This window comes from Prosthecobacter sp. GW821-HT29F12, from assembly GCF_058803405.1.
On record NZ_CM179517.1, the window covers coordinates 228122 to 252106 of the forward strand.

The following is a 23985-nucleotide window of genomic DNA, read 5'->3' on the forward strand; positions in this document are numbered from 1 at the left end:
TAAAAACAACAAATGCCCGTGAAATCCCGTCTGATTTTTGCCTTCGCCGCCACCCTCTTGCTGAGCAATTGTGGTTTGATCGGCACGGCATTGCGTCTGGCTCCTTATGCCCTGATGTTTGCTGACGAGAACAGCAATGGGACGACTGCCAGCAAGACGCTGGAGATGCGCGGACGCGAGGTGCAGGCCAAGGGCGATCGCGAAATACGTCCATCGGCTGCAAGCTCCAGTTCCAAGATGGCTTTCAAGCCATGAGCATCTTTTGTTTACAGAATCGCAACGTCATGATAAACACGAAGTTAATGAAATTCGCCCGTCTCAGTTTTCTCATTTTGCTTTCCTCTGGCCTGACCAGCTGCCAAACGTGGGAAGCTTTAAAGAACTGCGCTCCCGTGAGAGCGTTTGATGAAACTGGTGCCTCCATGCTGAACATGCTGGGCGAGAACAATCTGCCAGCAGACGGCAAATCGGGTGCATTGCAGGATCGTGCGAGCAAGGTCGAAAGCCGCGGCATCTACGCAGCCCGCAAGGCGGCCCCCGTCAGCGTTACGACTCGACAGAGTGTGGTGGCACGCTAGTGTCTGGGTCGGAAGACATGGACTGGCACCGCATACGCTCTGATTTCCCCATTCTCGATCAGCAGGTGAATGGGCACCCGCTGGTATATCTGGACAGTGCGGCCAGCAGCCAGAAACCGCGTGCGGTCATTCAGACGCTCTCGCGCTACTACGAGCGTGACAACGCGAACGTCCACCGCGCCCTGCACGAGCTCAGTAACCGTGCCACCGAGGCCTTTGAGGCGTCGCGGAAAAAAGTGGCGCGCTTCATCGGTGCGGCATCTGAGGACGAGATCATTTTCACCCGTGGCAGCACCGAGGGCATCAACCTCGTCGCTAACACCTGGGGCACTCAGAATCTGCGGGCAGGGGATGTCATCCTCATCACCGGCATGGAGCATCACAGCAACATCGTCCCGTGGCAGTTGCTCGCCCAGCGCACGGGCGCGACGCTCAAATACATCCCGGTGCTGGATGACGGCACGCTTGATTCCGCCGCCATCGAAACCTTGCTCACAGAGCAGGTGAAGCTCTTCGCCTTCGTCCATATTTCCAATTCTCTCGGCACCATCAATCCTGCCAAGGAACTCCTTGCCAGGGCGAAGGCCCTCGGCGCGGTGACGCTGCTGGATGGCGCGCAAAGTGCGGGGCACATGCCCATCGATGTGAAAGATCTGGGCTGCGACTTCTTCGTTTTCTCCGGTCACAAGATGTGCGGCCCCACCGGCATCGGTGTGCTGTATGGTCGCATGGCCCTGCTGGAAACCATGCCGCCCTGGCATGGCGGTGGCGAGATGATTCTGGCGGTCACCATGGAGAGCAGCACCTACAAGGCGCCGCCGCATCGTTTCGAGGCGGGCACGCCCGACATCTCCGGTGTCATCGGACTCGGTGCCGCCATTGATTATCTGGAGGCCATCGGCCTCGAAAACATCCATCGCCACGACCACAATCTGGCCAACTACGCCGTGCAACGCATGAGCGAGGTACCCGGCATCCGCATCCTCGGCCCGCAGAACGGCCACCGTGGAGCGCTCGTCGCCTTCCATCTCGACTTCGCGCATCCGCACGACCTTGTCGAGTTCGCCAACAGCCACGGCGTGGCCATGCGCGGCGGGCATCACTGCACCCAGCCGCTGATGAAGCGCTTCAAGGTGCCCGGCACCACCCGCGCCAGCTTTTATTTCTACAACACGCTCGAAGAGATCAATCGCCTCGTCGAAGTACTGCTCCTCGCGCGTAAGTTCTTCACCTGACCATGCTCTCTGACGACCTCCGCGACCTCTACCAGCAGGTGATCCTCGATCACTCCCGGAATCCGCGCAATCACGGCGAACTCCCGCCACCCTGCCTGCACGCCCATGGCGACAATCCCTCCTGCGGCGACGAGATCGATGTGTGGGTGAAAGTGGCCGATAACGGCAATATCGACGACCTCAAATTCACCGGCCAGGGCTGCGCAATCAGCCAGGCCAGCGCCTCGATGATGACCCAGAAGATCAAGGGCAAGTCCAAGGACGAAGCCGCCGCCGTGCGTGAAGACTTCCGCCGCGTCGTCATGGGCGACGGTGCCCCTGCCAACGAAGACGCCCTTGGCGAACTCATCCTCCTCGAAGGCGTGCAAAAGTTTCCGCAGCGTGTGAAGTGCGCGATGCTGGCATGGCGTGCGCTGGAGCAGGCGCTGGAAAGCAAATAGGCCATGCCTGAACTCCCCGAAGTCGAAACGGCTCTGCGCGGGGTGTCGCCGTACGTGATCGGCAAGCGGGTTCGGGAAGTGATCGTGAGGGATCAGCGGCTGCGCTGGCCGATTCCGGACACGATTCATGAGCTGGAAGGCTGCCGGATTGAGACGGGCACGCGCCGGGCGAAGTACCTGCTGTTTGGCACTGCCAAAGGCACGCTGCTGCTGCATTTGGGCATGTCGGGAAATCTGCGGGTGCTGCCGGCGGAAACGCCCTTCAAGAAGCATGACCATCTGGCCATCACGCTGGAGGGCGGCAAGCAACTGCGCCTGCACGATCCGCGTCGCTTCGGCGCGGCGCTCTGGATTGAGGGTGATCCCATGCAGCATCCGCTGCTCAAAGACCTCGGTCCTGAACCACTGGGGGATGAGTTCACGGCAGAGCATTTGCAGGCGGCCTGCAAGGGCAAGACGGCTGCGATCAAGCAGGTCATCATGGATGCGCATGTCGTGGTCGGCGTGGGCAACATCTACGCCAGCGAGGCCTTGTTCATGGCGGGCATCAATCCCCGGCAGGCTGCGGGGAAAGTGACGAAGCCGAAGCTTGGGAAACTTGTGAAAGCCATCCGCGAGGTGCTGGCGGCTTCCATCGAAATGGGCGGCACCACGCTGCGGGACTTTTTGAACGAGAGCGGCGAGCCCGGCTACTTCAAGCTGACGCTGCGCGTGTATGATCGTGCGGGCGAGCCGTGCCGCGTCTGCAAGACGCCCATCAAACGCATCGTGCAGGGGCAGCGCTCGACGTTCTTTTGTCCGACCTGCCAGAAGTAGGCGGGATCCAAAGCGATGCGCGAATGCCCGCGAATCAAACGCGAGTGGCGCTGGCAGGCGGTTCCACCAAGCTTGCTGATGGAAAGGGCAAAAAAGTTGTGATTCTTTCGTTCGTCATTCTGTCATTCGTCATTCAACATGGTTGAGCCATGTCCACGTCACTTCCACCGCTGCGCAGTGCTCACGATTTAGAACGTGTCCTCGAATTTGAATTCGTGCGTGCCACGGAAAACGCGGCCCTGCAGGCCATTCACTGGCTTGGCCGTGGCGAAAAAGAGCTAGCCGATGGTGCGGCATGCAGCGCGATCTATGGCGTCTTCGACATCCTCGACATCCGTGGCGAGGTCGTAATCGGCGAAGGCATTAAAGACAATGCGCCCGGCATTTTCGTGGGGGAACACCTGGGCACCTGGCGCGATGGCACGCCGCGATTCAACATCGCTCTCGATCCCATCGACGGCACCAGCAACATCGCCAAAGGTTTGCCGAACAGCATCTCCGTCATCGCGGCGGCGCAGATTCCTGACGGTGCACCGTGCGCCATGAAAAGCATTCCGAGCTTCTACAGCCACAAGATCGCCTACGGGCCGGCGGTGAAGAAGGCGCTGGAGGGCAGGGGAGACCGCTGCTTCCTCGATATGCCATTGCAGGAGGTCATCAGCTTTGTGGCCCAGGCCTTGGGCAAGCGTGAACGCGACCTCGTCGTTTCCACCATGGATCGCCCACGCCATCATGACATTGTCGAGCAGATCCGCCGCTCAGGCGCTGCCTTGAGAATGGTGACGGATGGCGACATCGCTGCGGCGGTCGCGCCTTCGATGCCGGAGTCCAACTGCGATCTTTACGTGGGCATGGGCGGCTCTCCCGAAGGCATTCTGGCCGCCGCCGCACTGAAATGTCTTGGTGGCGACATGCAGCTGCGCATGTGGTTTCACGATGAAGCCCACCGCGCCGAGGTCGCTGCCTATACGCCTGCCGCTGAGATGGACCAGGTCTTCCGCGTGCATGAACTCATTGTGGGAGAGAGCGCTTTGTTTTGCGCCACGGGCATCAGCGACAGCCCCTTGCTGCCCGGTTGCCGGCTCGTGGGTCACCGCGTGGAAACGCACTCCATTTTGATGCGCTCACGCAGCGGCACGGTGCGCCGTATTCACGCCACGCATGATCTGGACCGCAAGGTGGTGCCGCTCCGCGCTTAACCCGCGCAGACGCAAATCTCCCGGCGGTTGCCAGCAAGCTGCGTGGCAAACACGGGGGCGGGGGCGAAGTCGCGGATGGTGTCGATGAACTCGTGGGCGCGGTCTTCGAGGGCAGGGGTGTTGAGCTTGATCGTGAGGATCAGCCGCCGTGCCTGCACCGCGTCCTGAATGCGTTGAATCTCGGGAATGACCAGCGGCGGGGCCAGATTGATGTCGCACAGCAGCAGGGCCACTTCGCGCGGCAGGGCGGTGAGATTGAGCCGGCCTGCGGCGGTGCGCCAGTGGTCGAACCGGACGCCCTTGGCCTTGGCCAGATCGAGCACGCGCGGGTCCATTTCACCGGTATCGATGCCGAGGACGTTCATGCCGCGCTGGATCAGCGCATAGGTGGCGCCACCGGGAGCACAACCGAGATCGAGAGCGGTCTGCCCGCTCAGATCAAGCTGATCCCAGCCACGCCAGGCGAGCGCTTGTTCGAGCTTGAGCCAGGCACGTGAGGGTACGTCTTCTGGCAGGGCGATGCGGGGCAGGCCACCGGGATGTGAGTGCATGCCGGGCTGGTGCTCGTGGCAGCCGAGGAAAAGGGGTTCTTCAGGAGTCTCGCCGACGATGACATCGAGAATCAGATCGCCATGCGCGAAGGTCGGGCTGGTTTCAAGCGCGACACCCGCCTGTTCGAGTGCGGCGGTGATTTCAGCGGTGAGTGCGTCGATGCGCTGCCAGGTGGCGGCTTCCACGCCGTCCTCCGCCGTGATGCGCGGGAAGACGTGCAGGCGCAGGGGCTTGCTGCCGAGGCTGCGGGCGTGCTCGACCAGTTCGGCCAGCGTTTTGCAAAGGCCGAGGGAGATGCCGCTGACGCGCGCAAAGTGGCTCAGGTTCTTGGGCGGGCTGAAGCCTGGATGCTTCACCTTCCAAGTGATGAACTGCGGCTTCATGAATGCAGGCGTGAGTTCACCGACGAAGTGGCTGGCGATGTCTCGCTTGAGCGTGGCTTCAGATCCGGCCCGGCAGGTGGTGAAACGAAAAGGTGTGTTCATGAATGGGAAAAAGAAAGGCGGAGCCTAGGCTCCGCCCTTCGTGGTGAGATGTGGTGACTAAAATTTACTCAACGCCTTTCCAAGCTCCGAAGCTGGCACCTTCGGTGATCCACTTCTTGATGAGGTCGATGTTGGCCGGGGTGACACGATCGCCTTTGCCTTCAGGAGGCATGGCCATGTCGTCGGTGTCAGGGAGGGCCATGGTCTTCACCAGCCAGCTGGCGTCAGGCTTGCCGGCCACGACGTTTTCATCCGGGTATTCTTTGCCGCCTTTGATGATGGCTGCAGCGCTGTCGAGGCGAAGACCGCCTTTGGGCTTCTTGATCTTGCCATTGTCTTCATGCTCCTTCTCATGGCACTTGAAGCAGCTCTCCTTCAGGATGGGGAGGATTTGCTTTTCGAAGTCCACTTTGCCGGCGTCCTGGGCGCTGGTGGTGGAGGTGACGGAGACGCCGAGGGCAAGCACTGCGGCAAGGGTGAGGGCGAGGGTGTTTTTCATGATTGTGGTGTGACGTAACAGCGGACAAAGATGTTCGCGGGATTTTTTGCGGTCAAGCAGCATCCCGGGGTTGGATCGAAGCCGATTCACAAAAGTGAGGCAAGGTAAATATTTCGGTAGCCTTAAATAATTTCGTCTGCCACAATTACCAGATTGTTGTCATGAGTCGTGCCGCTGCTGCCTCCCGCCCCCCTCGCGCCCGATCTACGGACGAGAAGGAAAGCCCATGGAATGACGCCTTCGGCATCCTGTTGCTGATGCTGGCGGCCATGCTGCTGCTGGCGCTGATCTCGTATGATCCGCGCGACATGCCGTCCTGGTCCTTCCTCGCGCTGTCGGAATCCTCCGGCGACACGACGCATAATTTTGTCGGCCGCATTGGCGCGCTGGTGGCGGGGCATATGCTCTGGCTCATGGGCTTTTCAGCCTATCTGCTGCCCTTCAGCATGACGTGGTTTGGCGTGTGCAAACTGCACTCCAAGATGAAGATCACCCGCGCCGCCTGGCTGGGCGTGGCTGTCATGATCATCAGTGGTGCCGCACTGCTGGAAGTGCAGAGCCTGCTGAGTGAGCGGGATCATTTCACCCCATTGGGCGGTTCGGGCGGGCTGGGCTATGTCATCGGCGGCACCTTCCTGAAGCATCTGCTCGGCAAAGTGGGGGCCACCTTGGTTCTCGGCACCGTTTACATGGGCGGACTCTTCCTTGTGACCGGCCAGCATCCGCTGACGGTGATCCAAAACATTCGTTTGGAACTGACCCGCTGGAAGGCTGAGCGTGAGGCGCAGCGCCTGATCCAGGAAAAGCTGGCCGAAGAAGCGGCGAACACCATTCCTGGAACCGTAACTCCCGTTCCGGAAGGCCTCCGGCGGAAGAAGAAGGACAAGGGCACCGAGCTGCGCGGGGACACCCCTGCGGCTGCGGCCACCAACATGGAGCTGCCGCTCAAATTTGATCCGCCACCGCCAAAGATCATCGACTCCTCCGTTTCTCGTGCGCATGAAGACCGCAGCGACAAGCCGAAGCTGGCCGAGGTGTGGGAACAGAAGCGTGCGCAGAAGATGGAGCAGGCGCCGCATGGCTCGCTGGGAAATCTCACCAAGCTGTTCAAGGACTACAAGCTGCCCTCCATGGAGCTGCTCAAATGGCCGGAAGAGACGCACCGTGCGCCGACGGACAAGAGCGAGTTGCTCGGCATCCAGGCCACCATCGTCAAAGCGCTGGCGAGTTTCGGCATCAGCGTGGAGCCGGGGGACATCACCCGTGGCCCTGCCATCACCCGCTACGAAGTGCGCCCAGTCGATGGTCTGCGCGTGAGCCGCATCGCGAATCTGGATGCGGACATCGCCCGCGCGACACGCGCCGAGCGGATCAACATCCTCGCGCCGATTCCCGGCAAAGACACCGTGGGCATCGAGCTGGCAAACTCGGAGAAGACCATCGTGCCGCTGCGTGAGCTGCTGGAGGACGATGTATTCGTCAACGGCAAGTCCAAGCTGCCTGTCGCACTCGGCAAGGACGTGTATGGCAAGACAATCATCGGCGATCTCGCCGCGATGCCGCATCTGCTCGTCGCGGGTGCCACGGGCAGTGGTAAGAGCGTGTGCATCAACAGCATCATTACCAGCTTGATCTGCCGCTTTGCGCCGGATGAGCTGCGCTTCATCATGATCGACCCCAAGGTCGTGGAAATGCAGAACTACGAGGAGCTGCCCCATCTGGCGCTGCCGGTGGTGACGGATCCCAAGAAGGCGCTGCTGGCCCTGCGCTGGGTGGTCAAGGAGATGGAGAACCGCTACCAGATTTTTGCGCAGGAAGGCTGCCGTAACTTCGAAGCCTTCAATAACCGCAATATCAAACGCAAGGCCGAGGCAGACGCCGCCCGTGCCGCGCGCAATGCCGCTGCCGCCGCGGCAGCGCCTGCAGCCACCGTTTCTGCCAAGGCGAAGACCAAGGCCGGAGTGGATGACGCCCGTGTCTCCGCTGCTTTCGCCGAGGAGGCTGCGCAGGAAAACGAAGCACCGAAGACCGCTGAAGTCGGCACCGTGGACGGAGATAACGAGAACAACGATCTTCGCGATGCCAGCGGGACCTGGCTGGGTGATTCCCAGGCACCCCCTCCGCGCAAGCAGGAGGTGATCATTCCTGACACGATGCCCTACATCGTCGTCATCGTGGATGAGCTGGCAGATTTGATGCAGACCGCACCTGCGGACATCGAAGTGGCCATCGCCCGCATCACGCAGATGGCGCGTGCGGCCGGCATTCATCTCATCGTCGCCACGCAGACTCCGCGTGCGGACGTCATCACCGGCGTCATCAAGGCGAACATCCCGACGCGTATCGCGTTCCAGGTGTCCTCCGCGCTGGACAGCCGCGTCATTCTCGACCGCAAAGGTGCGGAAAATCTCGTGGGCAAAGGGGACATGCTCTACGTGCCGCCCGGCGGTGCGCAGCCGATCCGCAGCCAGGGTGCGCTCGTTACCGATGATGAAATTCACGCGCTGGTGCAGCATTGCGTCGCGCAGGGCAAGCCGGTCTTCGATGTCAAAGTCGATGACGAAAGCGGCGAGTTTGGCGACGAAGATGATATGGGTGAAGATGGCGTCAGCTCCGACGAGCAGGAATGCTTGGAGAAGTGCCTGGAAGTCATCCGCCAGGAAAAGAAAGCCAGCACCAGCCTGCTGCAGCGCCGTCTGCGCCTCGGCTACGGCAAAGCCGCCCGCATGATCGACATCCTCGAAGACCGCGGCATCATCGGCCCCGGTGAAGGTGCCAAGCCGCGCGAGATTTTGGTGCAGATGGATTGATCCGAAGAACGCCAAAAGTCGGGCACGGCAGCATTGGGGGGACTTGGTCGAATTTTGGACAGGATTAACGGGATTTCAGAATTTCAGGATTAATCCAATCCGCTGCACCGGCTAAACGACACGGGTTTGAGGACGCGATCTCGAATCACAGCGCCTTAATCCTGTCTCATTCTGTTCATCTTGTTAATCTTGTCTGAATCGACCGACTTGGCTGCACGCCAATCTTTTCGCCCTTCGCGTGAACCACCCTTGCGCAATCCGGGCCGCTGGCGAGAATCGACCCATGCCTGACCACGCAGACTTCCGCACCCTGTTCACCAGCCTCAAGGCCGAGATGCAAAAAGCCATCGTCGGCTACGATGAACTCCTCAGCGATGTGCTGGTCGCCATCTTCTCGGGCGGGCATGTGCTGCTGGAAGGCGTTCCCGGTCTCGGCAAAACCTACCTCGTGCGCACGCTCTCGCAGGTGGTCGGCTTGGAGCCCGGTCGTGTGCAGTGCACGCCCGACCTGATGCCGGCGGACATTCTGGGCACGCACATCGTCGGTGAAGACGAGAAAGGCCGCCGCACCCTGCGCTATGAAAAAGGCCCGGTTTTCAAGAACCTGCTGCTGGTGGATGAAATCAACCGTGCCACGCCCAAGACCCAGGCCGCTCTCCTCGAAGTGATGCAGGAGCGCTGTGTGACCACCGGCGGCGAGCGCCATCTGGTGCCGGAGCCTTTCCTGGTGCTGGCCACGCAAAACCCCATGGAGATGGAAGGCACCTACCCGCTGCCCGAAGCGCAGCTCGACCGTTTCATGTTCAAGATCAAGGTGCCGTTTCCAGATCTCGATTCGCTCGTCGAAATCTCCCGCCGCACCACCGGCTTCACCGAGCCAAAGCTCGCGACGATGACCGATGGGCCGAAGCTCATCGAGCTGCAGCAGATGCTTTCCAAGATTCCCGTGGCCGATCCTGTGGCTCATTACGCATCGCGGCTCATTTTGAGCAGCCATCCCGAGCAACCCGATGCGCTGCCTGAAGTGAAGCGTTACGTTTCCTACGGAGCCAGTCCGCGTGGTCTGCAGGCCCTCATTCGCGGAGCCCGCGTCTGGGCTGCCATCCAAGGCGCCACCGCTGTTTCCACTGACGATATTCGCGCCATCGCCCACGTCTCACTGCGCCACCGCATCATCCTGAACTTCGAAGGCGAAGCCGGTCAGGTGAAGGTGGACGACATCATCACCAAGCTGCTCGATCAGGTGAAGACACCGGCGCAGCAGGCGGCGTGAGGAAGGCAGGTTGTCACTGCTGCGATCTTTGTTGGCGGTAGAACGCCCGCCGCCTGCGCCAGCGCCAGAGGGCGTCACTCATCGCGCTGCACAGCATGAGAAACCAGATCAGCAGACCAGCGCCCACCATGCAGACATTCACCGTGAAGTTGGGGGACTCACCGTCATTCAAAATCACAAAATCCTCCGCGAGATTCATGTTCAGCTTGGCCAGTCGGGCCCGCATGAAAAGGTCGTAGAGGATGCCGTAGCGGGTCAGGCCGGTGATGTTCTGCCGCATGAACAGTTTGTCCGCCTGCTGTGAAGCGGCAGCGACTTTCCTTTTTATCGTGGTGCTGGACTGGCTCAGATTCTTCAAGGCGGCTGCGACGGCTTGATCCTCCGTGGACAGGAGGATGTGAACTGGTGCATCCCGGGATTCTCCAATGGGCCGTATGGGAATAAAAACTTCAGCGACTCTTCCCAGCCGTGCCTTATAGGCCGCCTCCACCAGACTGATTTGCGCGTCCTTCAGCGTCATCCATTCCGCGTTCGGCTTCTTGGCAAGGTAGTCGGCCACCGTGATCTCCAGCGGTTCTGGATTCTTCAGCGCCACATAGACCCCTTGGCCGCCGATGATCAGCAAGGCCAGGATGGCCATGTAACCGAGGAAGCCCAGGCTGGTGAAGCCCGCCGGGCGGTGCAGGGAGCGGATTTTCATGCGGGTATCTGCTTTCCAAAATAATCTTAGACAGTGCAAGGGATATTCTTGTCATGACTGAAAAAATCTGCTTCAAGATTGCTGCTATATTTCTCATGAACACCTCCTCATCAGCGCCCGCGACGGCCAATGACTGGACTCAAGCAGACATCAATCACTACCTCAGCCAGCCATTGCTCGACAAAGGACGCCCGATGTCTGGGGCGGAAGGCATGAGCCTCCGGCAGATCGAGGAGGATGTGCTGCGCGGAGGCCGCTTCAGAATCTTCCGCTACAGTTTTCCCATTATCATCATGATGACAATCTGCTGTGGTTGCTGCGTATTTTTGTCCTGTTGATTCCGTTGAGTATCTTTGCAGCAATCGCGAGCGTGGAGCACACTTCTCGTTAAGATTGCCCGATCTGATCCCTCGAATGCCCGACACCCTCGACCGCGAAGACTTGTTTGATGCCTCCTTTTTGGACCGGCTGCGTGTGCTGGCGCTGCGCCTGCGCAAGCGGCGGCAGTTGATGCGGAGGGGTTCGCAATCGACCTCTGCCACGGGCTTCACGCGGGAGTTCAAGGACTACCGCCACTACACGCCGCGTGAGGACTATCGCGCCATCGACTGGCGTTTGTATGCGCGGCTTGATAAGCTCTTTGTGCGTCTCTACGAAGAAACGCAGGAGCTGAACCTGCACATCATGCTGGACACCAGCACCTCCATGGCGCAGCCGTTTCCGGAGAAGCGGCGGCAGGCGCTGCGCTTCGCGGTGGCGCTGGCCTATCTGGCGCTGAGCGCCCAGCAGCGCGTGAGCTTGTACTCGATGAGCAGCGGCGTACATCAGGAACTGCCGCCTCTGCGAGGGCAGGGGAACATTGAAAAAGTGATCCAGGCGGTGCTGAAGCTGAAGTTTGACGGCCTCACCGACATGAAGCGCTGCTTTGAGGAATTCCGCCCCAGCAAGCAGCGCTACGGCATCATCTTCATCATCAGCGACTTCTTTGGCCGCGAAATCGGCAGCGCCACGGAGGCGGTGGCCCGCGTGGCGGCATGGCCGGGGGAGAACCACTTCCTGCAGATCGTCCACCCCGAGGAGCGACTGCCGGAGATCGAAGGCGAGCTGGAGCTGACCGAGGTCGAAACTGGCGAGCGCCGCCGCTTCTGGCTGACCAAGCGCGATGTGCAGCGCTATGTGGAAACTTTTGACGCCTTCGTGGGCAACCTCGCCAGTGAATGCGCCAGCCACAGTGTGGATTTCATGCAGGTGACGAGTGACGAGGCCTTTGAGGAGCGCTTCCTGGATCTGCTCGTGCGTGGTTCGGCGCTGGCGGGCGGGGCGTGATGGCATGGATGGAGGATAGGCCTCTGGCCTGTCAATGGATCGAGGCGTCCCGCCTTTGATTCAGATCAGAACTGAGGCGAGACGCCCCAGGCCGTAGTCAGGCCGGAGGCCTAACCTCCCGCGCTTGGCAACCGTCATTCCTATGCTCTCATGCACGCATGAACTGGCCTGTGATCAAAGCGGTGGGACTCCTGGTGGGGTCGAATATTTTCATGACTTTTGCCTGGTATGCGCATCTGCGGGATTTGAAGGCCAAGCCCTGGTTCATCGCTGCCTTCATCAGCTGGGGCATCGCGTTTTTTGAATACATGCTTCAGGTGCCTGCCAATCGCATCGGCAGCACGGCGCTGACTCTGCCGCAGCTCAAGATCATGCAGGAGGTGATCACGCTGATGGTATTCGTACCCTTTGTGGTGTTTTACATGAAGGAGTCCCTCAAGTGGGATTACCTCTGGGCGGCCCTCTGCATGTGCGGGGCGGTGTACTTCATTTTCCGCAAGTGACCCGCTTCACGGAGAGCTTTTTGGGGGCACGCCTGGGCGATCTCGGATCTTGGGCTGTCCGGCTGCTCAGCTTGGGCTTTTACAAGCCCGATCCGGACTCATGGGCGGCGATTGGGATCGGTTTTTTCGTTCTAATCGGCACTGTCGTTTATTGGAAATTGTGAAAAGAACGGCACATTATTATTCACATATTCACATTTAAATTGTGAAGATGTTTAACAAATGTTAAGCAACTCATCATTCCCATGTCCACCGCGAACCTGCGCAGACATCTCCATGAGACCCGCAATCGCCCCGCCGGGATCAACAACCGGCGCGATGTGCAGCGGGATCACTACCTGCTGCTTTTGAAGCGCTGGATTGGTGGTGCCGTGCTCGCTCCGGCCTGTTTGGTGACGGCCATCACGCTGATCATGATGCTCTGGCGCGCGGTGTCCCGTATGGACTTCCTGAAGTCCGAGGAGTTCATCTTTTTCACCTTTGGCGGCATCGTCTGGGCCGTGGCCTACCTGGCCGGGGTGAGGCCGGTGACGGCGTATGTCTTTGGCCATGAACTCAGCCACCTCATGACGGCGCGGATGTTTGGCGGGCGCATCTTTGACTGGAAAGTCAGCGCCGAGGGCGGCTACGTGGAGACGGACAAGTCCAACACCTGGATCACGCTGGCTCCCTATTTGATCCCCTTTTACACGCTGATCATCATGCTGGTGTTTGGCCTGGTGGGGCTGGCGCTGGACATGCAGCAGGCGCATGACGTCCACCTCTTGAAATGGACCGTGCATTTGAAACCCTCGCGCTTCCTTTACGCGCTGGTCGGGCTGACGTGGTGCTTTCACGCCACCTACACGGTCAAAACGGTGATCGCCGAGCAGGGGGACCTCAAGCGCAATGGCGAGTTCTTCTCCATGATGCTGATCTTTCTCATCAATGCCTTCCTGCTGATCGCGCTGTTTCTCGCCTCCTCACCCGCTCCCGGGCTGGGTTTCATGGAAGTGGCGCGCTGCTGGTGGTCGGTGGCCTCCGGGATGGTTGGCTGGCTTTGGCACCTGGTGTTCTGAGCTGCGGCTGGACTTTGCCCGCTTTTCGGTCAATGGACGCTGCCATGCCCGAAGACCCTGATGTCCTCTCTGTGACCCAGCTCACGCGCGAAATCCGCGACGTGTTGCAAAGCCGCATCGGCAGCGTGTGGGTGGAGGGTGAGATCAGCAACCACCGCCTGCAATCCTCCGGGCATCAGTACTTCACGCTCAAGGACGCCGGGGCGCAACTGAGCTGCGTGATGTTTCGCGGGGCTGCGGCACGCAGCAGTGCGCGCATTCAAGACGGTGCCCTCATGCAGGTGCATGGGGAGATCAGCGTGTATGAGCCGCGCGGGCAGTACCAGATGGTCGTCAAACAGGTGCAGGCGAAGGGCAAAGGCTCGCTGCAGGAGCGGTTCGAGGCCCTGAAGCGCAAGCTGCATGCCGAGGGTCTCTTTGATGCCGAAGGCAAGCGCGCCATCCCGCGCTTTCCGCGCATCGTGGCGCTGGTCACTTCGCCGACGGGTGCGGCCATCCAGGACATGCTGAACATCCTCACCCGGCGCGCGCCATGGGTGCGAGTGCTCGTCTTTCCTGTGCGCGTGCAAGGGCAGGGGGCCGAGATGGAGCTCGTGCGGGCGCTCAAGGTTTTGGGCGATGCCGAAAACTTCGGCCTCCCCGTGCCGGACACCATCGTCGTGGGCCGTGGCGGCGGCAGTTTGGAGGATCTGTGGTGCTTCAATGAGGAGGTGCTCGCCCGTGCCATCGCCGATTGTCCCATTCCCGTCATCTCCGCCGTCGGGCATGAAATTGATTTCACCATCGCCGACTTCGTGGCGGATCTGCGTGCGCCCACGCCCAGCGCGGCGGCGGAACTCCTCGCGCCGGACAGCACCGAGCTGCAGCGGCATTTTGACAGCATCGCCCGCACGCTGAAAGCCCGCGTTGGCACGCTGCTGGAGCATCATCAGCACGTGATCGAGCTCACCGCCAAAGGCCCGCTGCTGCATGCGCCGGACCGTTTGCTGCAGCAGGCGGAGCAGAGCATCGACGACCACGAAGCGCGCCTCCGTGAAACGCTGCGCGAGAAGTTGCAATCCTGGACCGATGACCTCACGCAGAAGCAGCATATTCTCGCCGCACATCATCCCCGCGTGCAGCTCACCGAGGCCGTGCACCGTGCCGAGACGAGCGCGCGCCGCCTGCAGCAGGGCCTTCAGCATCGGCTGGACCGCTTGGCCGACCGGCTGCAGTCACGTGCGGAACTTCTCAAACACATCGGCCCGCAGGCCGTGCTGGCGCGTGGCTTTTCCTTCGCCACGAATGCGGCGGGGAAGGTGCTCAAGGATGCTGCTGAGGTGAAGCCGGGGGATGAGATCGTGACACGGCTGGCGCAGGGGACGCTGCGGAGTGTGGTGAAGGGATAGCGGGAAGAATCGCCACAGTCGCTGCGTAGTTAGATCATGCTCTCACGCCGCTCCATTCTTCACCGCTCCGCCTACGGCATCGGCGGTATCGCTTTGGCCACGTTGCTGAGGGACCAGAACCTGCTTGCCAGTCCGGAGCAACTCGGGCCGAAGCATTTCGATTTGAAGCCCAAGATGCCGCACGGTTTTGGGCAGGCCAAGGCCATGATCTCCATGTTCATGCAGGGCGGGCCGAGCCACATGGATCTGTTTGATCCCAAGCCCGAACTCACCAAGTACGACGGCAAGGATTTCCCCGGCGAAGTGAAGTACGACGACGCCGCTGGTGCCAGCCGCGAGTGCATGGGCAGCCCGTGGAAGTTCAAGCAGTACGGCCAGTCGGGAATGGATGTCAGCGAGTTGCTGCCGCACTTTTCCAACATCGTCGATGACGTCACGCTCATCCGTTCGATGCACACGGGCGTGAACAATCACGGCCAGTCCATCTACGCCCTGCTCAATGGCCAGGTCACCGGTGGCCGCCCCACGCTGGGGAGCTGGCTCACGTATGGCCTTGGCTCAGAAAATCAGGATCTGCCCGCGTATGTGGCCCTCACCGATCCGCGGGGCCTGCCCGTGCTCGGCGTGGACAACTGGAGCAACGGCTGGCTGCCTTCGCTGTATCAGGGCACCGTCATTCGTCCCAAAGAACCGCGCATTCCCAATCTCGACGCGCCCCTCAGCCTCAAGGGGGATGCGCAGGCCCGTTACCTCAATTTCGTGCAGCGCCTGAACAAGGAGCACCTCGAAGCCCGCCCCGGCGAGGCCGATCTGGAAGCGCGCATCCAGAGCTTTGAACTCGCCGCCCGCATGCAGACGGCAGCAAAGGAGGCGCTGGACATCGACCAGGAAAGCGCCGCCACCAAGAAGCTCTACGGTCTCGACAATCCCGCTGCCGCCGAGTTCGGCACACGCTGCCTCATCGCCCGCCGCCTCGTTGAGCGCGGCGTGCGCTGCGTCTCTCTCTTCACCGGGAACCAGACCTGGGACAATCATCAAAACATCCGCACTGCGCTCCCTGCCGCCTGCCAGTATGTGGATCAAGGAGCCGCCGCGCTCGTTATCGATTTGAAGCAGCGCGGCTTGCTGGATACCACCATCGTCCACTGGGGTGGCGAGATGGGCCGACTGCCCGTCATTCAAAACCGCTCCGGCTCCAAGGATCGCAGCACCGTGGGTCGCGACCACAACACCTACGGCTTCAGCATGTGGGTCGCCGGTGGCGGCTTCAAGGCCGGCCACATCCACGGCGCCACCGACGACTTCGGCCACCACGCCGTGAAGGACATCGTCAATCACTACGACTACCACGCCACCCTCCTCCACCTCTTCGGTCTCGACGCCAAGCAACTCAGCTACCGCCGCAACGGCACGGAGCAGGTGCTCGTGGAGAATCCGCAGGCACGGGTGGTGAGTGAGATTTTGGCGTGAGGTGACTCAGCTGGGTCAGATTGCTGCTAGCATGATGATGAGTATTCTTGTTGTCCTTGAGTGAGAAAGCGTGGGCTAAAGAGTTTCAAAAGCATTCATAATCTCAATGAAGGGTTTCTCCCCTGATGTGAGTTGAGCCAATGCCTTCTCCAGATCATATCGGCTCGGCAGCCCCCCGATGTAGATGCGAGATGACCACCCCAGATTTTTGCCAACGCGTTCCAAAACGGTGTTGAGTTGATCGAGTAATGACTCGCGGACTTCCAATAAAAAGAGCTTAAACCGAAGGTTTTGCCGAAGAGAGTAGTAGTTGGTAACGCTATCGGTAAACGACCCGCGAGCCGTCCACCCGATCTGCTTCGTGGCTTCAGCGAGCGCGAGGCTCATGGAACGGTGGTGTATCGAAAACTCATAAGGCAATTGTTCGCTATGCGCTCTCATTGCAAGATCATGCCAGCCATGATCGCTGACAGTACTCAACGCTGTGATTGCCCTATCTATAGCTTTTTTAAGATGACTGGGAAGGGTGAAACTCACTAAATTTTCAGAAGGGAGTGCAATTTGTTCAGCAACGTTGTGCTCCCGAGCTAGTTCGGCCGGAACAGATTGATACCAACGATTCCACCGACGGAAAATTTGCTGGGAATTAAGATGAACAAGTTCAAAATTGTCCCTAGGTGCGTCAGAAGTGGGTCTAAGGTAAGCGATCTCAAACACCGCTTGATCGGTGAAACAGAGTTCGCTCATCAGCAGGCCTAAAAATTTACTTACAGTTCTGCCGAGGCCTCGGTAATAGTGTTGTTCTCTGGATGCATTTAAAGCGGAACATAGCTGTGATTCCAGGTTGGAATTTTCGGGAAATATAAAAGCTTTAATTTTTGAATCGTTATCAGATATAGCATTTGGCACCAGTCTCAGTGCTACATCTTCGAGAAACATCTTGGTATAAAGCTCCATGAAAGATCTGCGCATCCCACCTCGGCCGGGTGAGAAGTAAAAGATCGAGCTTTGCTCGCGAATGGAGTTTGTTTCGCTACGTCTCATCCTCATCCTCATCCTCATCCTCCTTGCCTGATGTCTCGCGATTGAGTGCTTGTTGATAAGACTTTATCATATTCGGAATTTTGAGCCCTGATGCTTCTGGCCGCATAAATAAATACACGGCAAAGAAAATATCTTCTGGATCGTTCAGCAGATCTCCACGAGAAGCGAAAACTCGAACGAGTGGGCTTGGATGACGTACATGTTTCTTTTGATATGAAGTTATACCAAAATCATCCACGGCAATGCCTTGTTTCTCCAAGAGATCACATGTGGCTCTTCGCCATCGGAATCGCAGCATGTCGCGGGATGAAGTTCCCCAAAGGGGTTCTTTGGTCATGCTCAAGAAAGCAATTACCCCCTTTCGAGAGACATCGTCTTTTTGATCGTTGAAGTAGGCATTCCAAATTGCTCGGCTGACGGAGCTAAAGTTTTTCGTGGTAAAAGCCGAATATAATTCGGCGAATCCCGAGATGGCCAGCAGATCCGTCAATGGGCCCAGTGTCGCAATGATGTTGTTCTTTGTAATTTTGCCCAACGCGCTTCGCACTTTCTGATGCGCTTGAAAAGCCATTGCGAAATACGCCGGGAAAATGGTGGCGAAAATCGTCTCGTCGTCTCGAATGAGTGCATCAAAACAACTGTCGGCAAGGATGGAGTATGTCTGGCCAAAAAGGTCAGGAACATGCTGTTTCCCGGGCAAATCCATTAATGTGTCGATGCAATCTATGAGGTGTTTTATCTGCCGGTCACGTAAAGCGATCCTTCGTTTGCCAAGGTCGTCCCAATCGATTGCCGGCCACTCCCAATCCCGGCTGCGGTTTTGTTCAAGGAGATCATCCCAATAAGCGTGGAAGCGCGGTAGATGTGAGTCCAGTTTATTTGTCGCTTCTAAACCACGATGGATAAGGGAGGTTGCGCCTATGAAATCTCCAGCATTGATGCGCTGTTCAACTGTTGCACCAAAACGGTCTTCAAATTTAACTAGAATGCGGTTAAGTATTTCAGCTAGATACCTTGTATAACCGAGCGCGGCGAATTCACATTGTAGCCAGTTAGGTGTAACAATGTTTCCTTCGACCTCCCGTTCGAACAAAAGCCGGACCTGCATTTCTTCGCATTGCTTCAAAACCTCTCGGGGTAGATTTTTGGTATTGTATATTGCTCCCGGTTTGTGCCATTCAAACTGGCTGGTCTGCTGTTTGAATGTTGCGCAGCTTGTATTCTCAAGTGCATGAGAGGTGCCAAGAAGGACGTTCATTATTCCCAAGGCGTGCAGGTCCATCGCTGCAAGTCGGTTTAAGCTTTGCTCCAAGGAATCGTCAGAAGTACTATCGAAAGTGGCTTTCGCGAAAGAATTGTCGAGCTCCTCTCCCACTGCATTTAAGAGTATGAGAGCCTCCTCAGAGCAGCCGAGAGAGGCTGCATTCCTGGCATATTTCTGTTCTGCATTCAGTACGGTAATCAAACCCGTGAGGTCGGCTCGCGAACAGAGCCGGGAAATGATTTTGATTAGTGCCTGCTTTACGTCAGTTTCGAACCAATTTAGGTCTGGCACCATTTCTGGTTGAAGAGCAGTATCGGTCTTGCGAGCCATTTCCAATTCGTGAGAAGAAGCGAGTAGCCATTGTTTATGTTTAGGGTGTCTGCGGAACCACAGGCTTTTAGTTGGTATGCGGCATTTGATCCAAGCGTAGTGATTCAAGACAGCAAACAGACCTTCTGCTAGTTCGACCAACGTCCGAGCATTTAGATTTTCTGATTGCCCGGCGATCACGATAAGGTTCGAATAAGCTTCAATAGCGCGATCAGCTTCGCGTTGTTGGTGGCTCTGAAATGACGGGTCGAGCCATTTGTATCCTCCCGGTGTTACTTCCAACATCACGCGAGCAAGTCGGGGATTGAGGTGCCGCACTAAAGCGGTTGGGTCGAAAAACGAAAATGTCCGCAGACCGAGAAGAACGAAGCTGAATACAGCGAAAAGTCCGAGAAAAGAAAGCCAGATGATATTTACAGATCCGATTGGGACTCCGAGTGAAACTGCTGCGAGCATTACCACTGCTGTGGCTGCAAAATTTGCTAAGAACGAGAAGTAGAAATTACCAACCTGCTCTTCTATGATCATCGCCCGTAGATTGCCAGGTGCGCGTGCGTAGGATGTGCTCGCAACGAGACTGACCGCAGTGAAATAGAGACCAAGCATCGTCGCTGCAACCTGCGCCAGAGTCGCAAAAAAGCCATACTCCGCCTCCGGCTTTACCGACCAGCCGACGAGATCGGGTAATTGCGGGAATGCACGTTCAACCGAGAACAAAATTAGGACGACCAGAATTGCCACTGCGATCTTAAAGATAACTTTGATTAAAATTTCGCGAAAGACACCGCTTTGCTTCTTCATCTCAAAGACTCTGGACTTGGTCCTGAACGCCCCACGGTTGATGCGGAATTTAATGCTAGTGGCAAGCTTTCGCGTATGCCAATACCAAGAAGAACTTTGGACCCGAAAGCGCCGCAGAAGCGGTGCGCGCACATTTGCAAAAAAGCGGCGAAATGGAAAGTTTATACGCACCAGAAAAGCAGGGGAGAATATTAGGTCAAAGTATAGAGGGGGATCTGACAAGCCAAAGCATTTCTGCTTTTGTGGCCCCCACAAACCTTACACGCTTGTAATGCTCCGGTAACACAAAGGGCATGCGTGGGGTGCTTTCATTGCGGTGGAAATCGATCCACCTAACACAAATCCATGAACCCCATTGAAACTCCTATGAAAACTTCATCCTCCAACCAGTCGATCTGGAAGCGCACGGCCGTACTCGGTTCTGTGTGCGTCCTGAGCGCTTCGCTGGTGGCCTTCACGTCTGCGAAAGACGGGGCGGGCACCAAGGCGGAGCCGCTTCGCATTCAGGTCAGCGATGCACCGCTGTCCACCGCAGCCCGGGGCTTCCCGAGCTTTGCGCCCATTGTGAAAGCCGTGGCACCCAGCGTGGTGAAGATCTCGGTCTCGAGCGAGGCCAAGGTCAGCCAGATGCAAATGCCCGAAGGCTTCGACCTGCGCCGCTTCTTCGGCCCGGGCTTCCAGATGCCTGAGGAATTCCAGCAGCAGCGCGGTCCGCAGCAGCGGCACATGCCCAAAGAACAGGGCGTGGGCTCCGGCATCATCGTGACCAAGGACGGCTACATCCTCACCAACAACCACGTGGTCGAAAACGCCAGCACGATCAAAGTCAGCCTGACCGACGGACGCGAGTTCAACGGCAAGGTGATCGGCCGCGATCCGAAGACGGATGTGGCCGTGGTCAAGGTGGAGGCCAAAGACCTGCCCGCCATGGCTTTTGCTGACAGCGACAAGATCGAGGTCGGTGACATGGTGCTTGCCGTAGGGCATCCGTTTGGCATCGGCCAGACGGTGACCAGCGGCATCGTCAGTGCCAAAGGCCGCGCCACTCTGGGCCTCGACTATGAGGACTTCATCCAGACGGATGCAGCGATCAATCCCGGCAACTCCGGTGGTGCGTTGGTGGACGTGGAAGGCCGCCTGATCGGCATGAACACGGCCATCCTGAGCCGCAGCGGTGGCAATCAAGGTGTCGGCTTTGCAGTGCCTACCAATCTGGCCCGCTGGGTGATGGAAAGCCTCGTCAACACAGGCCGCGTGGAGCGTGGCTTCCTGGGCGTGAACATCCAGGATCTCACTCCGCAGCTCGCGCAGCAGTTCAAGATGGACTCTGCCAAAGGTGCGCTGGTGTCCGGTGTCTCGCCTGACAGCCCTGCCGAAAAAGCCGGTGTGAAGAGCGGCGACGTGATCACCGACTTCAATGGCAAATCCGTCACCGACAGCCGTCATCTGAAGCTGCAGGTGGGCTCCACCACCCCCGGTGCCGCTGTGCCCATGAATGTGCTGCGCGATGGCAAGACCGTGACTCTCACCGTGACCGTCAAGGAACTGCCCGGCGACAAGCTGGCGGACGCCACTCCTGCCGCAGGCAATGCGGATGACGCCCTGCATGGTGTCGGTGTCGCTGACCTCGACCAGGCCACGCGTGAGCAGCTCAAGATTCCCTCCCACATCAAAGGCGCCGTGGTTGCCTCCGTGGAGGAAGATTCCGTGGCCTATGATGCTGGCCTCCGTCAGGGCGATGTGATCCTTGAGATCAATCGCCAGCCCGTGAAGAACGCCGAGCAGGCCACCGCCCTGTGCGAAAAGCCTGCGACCAAAGTCACGCTGGTGAAGGTCTGGAGCCGAGCAGGCACCCGCTTCATCGTCGTGGATGAAAGCAAGGCCGGCTAATGTGTGTGGAATCGAGGAAGCCCGCCCTGGTGCGCAAGTGCTGGGGCGGGTTTTTTCTTCTGGGGGCGGCAGCACGGGCCATCCTGCCGGCTGCGAGCGCTCTCCGTTATCGGGCAGGATTGCCCGAACTACCTTTGCCTACATTGGACAACGCTTCTCAGCGCAGCTACCCATATGGACACCCCGCCAGCCATGCGCATTTTAGTGATCGAAGATGACAGCAAGATCGCCTCGTTCATCGTGAACGGACTGAAGCAAAACGGCTTCGGAGTGGATGCTGCCGCCGATGGCGAGCAGGGGCTGGATCTGGCCTGCACGGTGACCTACGACTGCATCGTGCTGGATCTCATGCTGCCCAAGCTTGATGGCCTCTCGCTGCTGCGGCAGCTTCGCAAGGAGAAGGTCAATACGCCGGTGGTCATCCTCAGTGCCAAGGCCACGGTGGATGATCGCGTGAAGGGGCTGCAGGCCGGAGGTGATGACTACCTGACGAAGCCCTTCGCTTTTTCCGAGCTGCTGGCCCGCGTGCAGGCGCTCATCCGCCGTGCCACGCATGTGGTTGAGCCGACGACACTCAGCGCCGCGGGGGTCACCCTTGATTTGCTGTCGCGTGAAGTGAGGCGTGAAGGCCGCAGCATCGAGCTGCAAAGCCGTGAGTTTGCCCTGCTGGAGCTGCTGATGCGCACGCCGGGCCGGGTGGTCACCAAGACGATGATTCTGGAGCATGTCTGGGACTACAGCTTCGATCCGCAGACCAATGTGGTGGACGTGCTGGTGCACCGTCTGCGTGCGAAGCTGGACAAGGACTTCGAGGTGAAACTCATTCAAACCATTCGCGGAGTCGGCTATGTCCTCAAACCTGTTTAAGCACTGGGGGCGCAGCTTCGCCGTGCGGCTGACGCTCGGCTACGCGGTGATTTTCACCCTGAGTGCCTTCGTTCTTTTTGGACTGCTCTATGTGCTGCTGGCCTCTGCTTTGGAGCGGAAGGACCGCGAGGTCATCGACGCGCGGCTGAAGGAGTGCGCCGCGGTGTATTCCAGCGGCGGCCTGTCTGCGCTGCGCAATCTGGTGAAACTCAACAGCACGGATGAAAGCAAGTCGAAGTCCTTCTTTGTTCGTGTCACCGGCAATCTTGGCAGCGTGCTGTTTGTGAATGTGCCCAACGACTGGCTGCAGGCGGATGCGGCGTCATTGCAAACGCAGAACGAAACCGAGCGCGCCGACTGGCTGCGCATTCCGAAAGATGACGAGCGGGATCTCACCGTCGCCACCGCCCGTTTGTATGACGGCTCCATCCTGCAGGTGGGTCGTAGCACCAACAGCCGCGAGACGGTGCTGCAGCCCTTTCGCCGCAACTTCCTGCTGGTGATGACGCCCACGCTGCTGCTCGCCGTTCTTGGCGGCGCCTACTTTGCGCATCGCGCCACTCAGCCGGTGCGCGAAGTTGTGGCCACGGCGCGCACCATTTCAGACACCGGCGACTTCTCCGCCCGCGTGACCGCTTACGCCAGTCAGGCCGAGCTGGAGGAACTGGCCACCGAGTTCAACCGCCTGCTCGACAAGAACCAGTCGCTCATTCAAGGCATGCGTCATGCGCTGGACAATGTGGCGCATGACCTGCGCACACCGCTGACCCGCTTGCGCGGTACTGCGGAGGCCGCCGTGCAGACCACGCCCGATCCCGTCGCGCGCGAGGCGCTGGCCGATTGCGTGGAGGAATCCGACCGCGTGCTCACCATGCTCAAGGCGCTGATGGACATCAGCGAAGCCGAGGCCGGCATGATGAAACTGCACCGCGAGCTGACGTCCATCCCCGCGCTGCTGCAGCAGGTGATCGAGATGTACGACCTCATCAGCGAGGAAAAGCACATCGCCATCACCACCGACTTCGCGCCCGACTGTCAGGCCTCCGTGGACCCCACGCGTCTGAGCCAGGCCTTCGCCAATTTGCTGGACAACGCGCTCAAGTACACGCCTGAGGGGGGGCAAGTGCATCTGGCCTGCCGCGCCGCTGAGAACACCGTCACGGTTGCCATTCGCGACACCGGCATGGGCATCCCCGCCACCGATCAGCCGCACATCTGGGAACGCCTCTACCGTGGAGATAAAAGCCGCACCCAGCGCGGCCTCGGCCTGGGGCTGAGTTTGGTGAAGGCCATTGTGGAGGCGCATAATGGCACCGTGGCAGTGACAAGTGACGCGGGGCAGGGGGCGGAGTTTGTGATTACGGTGCCGCAGATTCCGCTGGGGTGAGGGGGATGTACACTACACAGTCATTCATTGACAGGTGTTCGCAAATTTGGTAACAATATGAAAAGGGAAT

22 protein-coding genes are annotated in these 23985 nt (G+C 58.9%); 17 read left to right on the forward strand and 5 right to left on the reverse strand.

Annotation, left to right across the window (positions count from 1 at the left end; all coding sequences use genetic code 11):
- Positions 1-18: 18 nt before the first annotated feature.
- The 6 genes from AC3RLQ_RS00855 to AC3RLQ_RS00880 all read left to right on the forward strand — a co-directional run bounded on the left by AC3RLQ_RS00855 (position 19) and on the right by AC3RLQ_RS00880 (position 4268).
- Positions 19-255, forward strand: a complete 237-nt coding sequence (locus tag AC3RLQ_RS00855; RefSeq protein WP_493033446.1) for a hypothetical protein — start codon at positions 19-21, stop codon at positions 253-255.
- A gap of 167 nt (positions 256-422) precedes the next feature.
- Positions 423-578 carry a hypothetical protein gene (locus AC3RLQ_RS00860; RefSeq protein ID WP_493033447.1) on the forward strand — a complete coding sequence of 52 codons (156 nt, stop codon included), beginning with the start codon at positions 423-425 and terminating at the stop codon, positions 576-578.
- A 17-nt stretch (positions 579-595) separates the two neighbouring features.
- Complete coding sequence (locus AC3RLQ_RS00865) at positions 596-1813, forward strand: cysteine desulfurase (protein WP_493033448.1); 1218 nt, start codon at positions 596-598, stop codon at positions 1811-1813.
- A gap of 2 nt (positions 1814-1815) precedes the next feature.
- Positions 1816-2253 (forward strand): Fe-S cluster assembly sulfur transfer protein SufU, encoded by a 438-nt coding sequence (sufU, locus tag AC3RLQ_RS00870; protein WP_493033449.1) that lies wholly within the window; start codon positions 1816-1818, stop codon positions 2251-2253.
- Positions 2254-2256: 3 nt separating this feature from the next.
- Positions 2257-3069 (forward strand): bifunctional DNA-formamidopyrimidine glycosylase/DNA-(apurinic or apyrimidinic site) lyase, encoded by an 813-nt coding sequence (gene mutM, locus AC3RLQ_RS00875; RefSeq protein WP_493033450.1) that lies wholly within the window; start codon positions 2257-2259, stop codon positions 3067-3069.
- Between the two features lie 149 nt (positions 3070-3218).
- Positions 3219-4268 carry a class II fructose-bisphosphatase family protein gene (locus AC3RLQ_RS00880; protein WP_493033451.1) on the forward strand — a complete coding sequence of 350 codons (1050 nt, stop codon included), beginning with the start codon at positions 3219-3221 and terminating at the stop codon, positions 4266-4268.
- Here AC3RLQ_RS00880 and AC3RLQ_RS00885 read toward each other — a convergent pair.
- Together AC3RLQ_RS00885 and AC3RLQ_RS00890 are read right to left on the reverse strand one after the other, a co-directional pair.
- Positions 4265-5305 carry an SAM-dependent methyltransferase gene (locus AC3RLQ_RS00885; RefSeq protein ID WP_493033452.1) on the reverse strand — a complete coding sequence of 347 codons (1041 nt, stop codon included), beginning with the start codon at positions 5303-5305 and terminating at the stop codon, positions 4265-4267. The genes AC3RLQ_RS00880 and AC3RLQ_RS00885 overlap by 4 nt on opposite strands.
- A 64-nt stretch (positions 5306-5369) precedes the next feature.
- Positions 5370-5804 (reverse strand): c-type cytochrome domain-containing protein, encoded by a 435-nt coding sequence (locus AC3RLQ_RS00890; RefSeq protein ID WP_422319974.1) that lies wholly within the window; start codon positions 5802-5804, stop codon positions 5370-5372.
- Between the two features lie 161 nt (positions 5805-5965).
- On the opposite strand from AC3RLQ_RS00890, the gene AC3RLQ_RS00895 reads away from it, so the two are divergent.
- Complete coding sequence (locus tag AC3RLQ_RS00895) at positions 5966-8614, forward strand: DNA translocase FtsK (protein ID WP_493033453.1); 2649 nt, start codon at positions 5966-5968, stop codon at positions 8612-8614.
- A gap of 283 nt (positions 8615-8897) precedes the next feature.
- Positions 8898-9887, forward strand: coding sequence for an AAA family ATPase (locus tag AC3RLQ_RS00900; protein WP_422315699.1), 990 nt, complete (start codon positions 8898-8900; stop codon positions 9885-9887).
- Positions 9888-9900: 13 nt separating this feature from the next.
- On the opposite strand, the gene AC3RLQ_RS00905 is transcribed toward AC3RLQ_RS00900, so the two are convergent.
- On the reverse strand, positions 9901-10587 hold the full coding sequence (locus AC3RLQ_RS00905) for a hypothetical protein (protein ID WP_493033455.1): 687 nt from the start codon (positions 10585-10587) through the stop codon (positions 9901-9903).
- A 53-nt stretch (positions 10588-10640) separates the two neighbouring features.
- Between AC3RLQ_RS00905 and AC3RLQ_RS00910 the strand changes: the two genes are divergently transcribed.
- The 6 genes from AC3RLQ_RS00910 (at position 10641) to AC3RLQ_RS00935 (ending at position 16332) form a co-directional block, all read left to right on the forward strand.
- A complete protein-coding gene (locus tag AC3RLQ_RS00910) occupies positions 10641-10925 on the forward strand; it encodes a hypothetical protein (RefSeq protein WP_493033457.1) in 285 nt (94 codons plus the stop codon).
- A 76-nt stretch (positions 10926-11001) separates the two neighbouring features.
- Positions 11002-11913, forward strand: a complete 912-nt coding sequence (locus tag AC3RLQ_RS00915) for a DUF58 domain-containing protein (protein WP_493033459.1) — start codon at positions 11002-11004, stop codon at positions 11911-11913.
- Between the two features lie 158 nt (positions 11914-12071).
- The gene (locus tag AC3RLQ_RS00920) at positions 12072-12416 is read left to right on the forward strand and encodes a DMT family protein (protein WP_487685739.1); all 345 of its coding nucleotides are present in this window, start codon (positions 12072-12074) and stop codon (positions 12414-12416) included.
- Positions 12417-12661: 245 nt separating this feature from the next.
- Positions 12662-13474, forward strand: coding sequence for a hypothetical protein (locus tag AC3RLQ_RS00925; RefSeq protein ID WP_493033461.1), 813 nt, complete (start codon positions 12662-12664; stop codon positions 13472-13474).
- A 44-nt stretch (positions 13475-13518) separates the two neighbouring features.
- Complete coding sequence (gene xseA, locus AC3RLQ_RS00930) at positions 13519-14862, forward strand: exodeoxyribonuclease VII large subunit (RefSeq protein ID WP_493033463.1); 1344 nt, start codon at positions 13519-13521, stop codon at positions 14860-14862.
- Positions 14863-14898: 36 nt separating this feature from the next.
- Positions 14899-16332 carry a DUF1501 domain-containing protein gene (locus AC3RLQ_RS00935; RefSeq protein WP_493033465.1) on the forward strand — a complete coding sequence of 478 codons (1434 nt, stop codon included), beginning with the start codon at positions 14899-14901 and terminating at the stop codon, positions 16330-16332.
- Between the two features lie 75 nt (positions 16333-16407).
- Here AC3RLQ_RS00935 and AC3RLQ_RS00940 read toward each other — a convergent pair whose 3' ends face one another.
- Positions 16408-17289, reverse strand: coding sequence for a hypothetical protein (locus tag AC3RLQ_RS00940; protein WP_493033467.1), 882 nt, complete (start codon positions 17287-17289; stop codon positions 16408-16410).
- A 76-nt stretch (positions 17290-17365) separates the two neighbouring features.
- Positions 17366-19771, reverse strand: a complete 2406-nt coding sequence (locus AC3RLQ_RS00945) for a hypothetical protein (RefSeq protein WP_493033469.1) — start codon at positions 19769-19771, stop codon at positions 17366-17368.
- Positions 19772-20137: 366 nt separating this feature from the next.
- On the opposite strand from AC3RLQ_RS00945, the gene AC3RLQ_RS00950 reads away from it, so the two are divergent.
- The 3 genes from AC3RLQ_RS00950 to AC3RLQ_RS00960 all read left to right on the forward strand — a co-directional run bounded on the left by AC3RLQ_RS00950 (position 20138) and on the right by AC3RLQ_RS00960 (position 23915).
- Complete coding sequence (locus tag AC3RLQ_RS00950) at positions 20138-21661, forward strand: DegQ family serine endoprotease (RefSeq protein ID WP_493033471.1); 1524 nt, start codon at positions 20138-20140, stop codon at positions 21659-21661.
- 192 nt (positions 21662-21853) lie between these two features.
- On the forward strand, positions 21854-22528 hold the full coding sequence (locus tag AC3RLQ_RS00955; RefSeq protein ID WP_422315716.1) for a response regulator transcription factor: 675 nt from the start codon (positions 21854-21856) through the stop codon (positions 22526-22528).
- Entirely contained in the window at positions 22509-23915 is a 1407-nt protein-coding gene (locus AC3RLQ_RS00960; RefSeq protein ID WP_493033473.1) for a sensor histidine kinase, read from the forward strand. Before AC3RLQ_RS00955 ends, AC3RLQ_RS00960 begins: the two co-directional genes overlap by 20 nt.
- Positions 23916-23985: the final 70 nt, after the last annotated feature.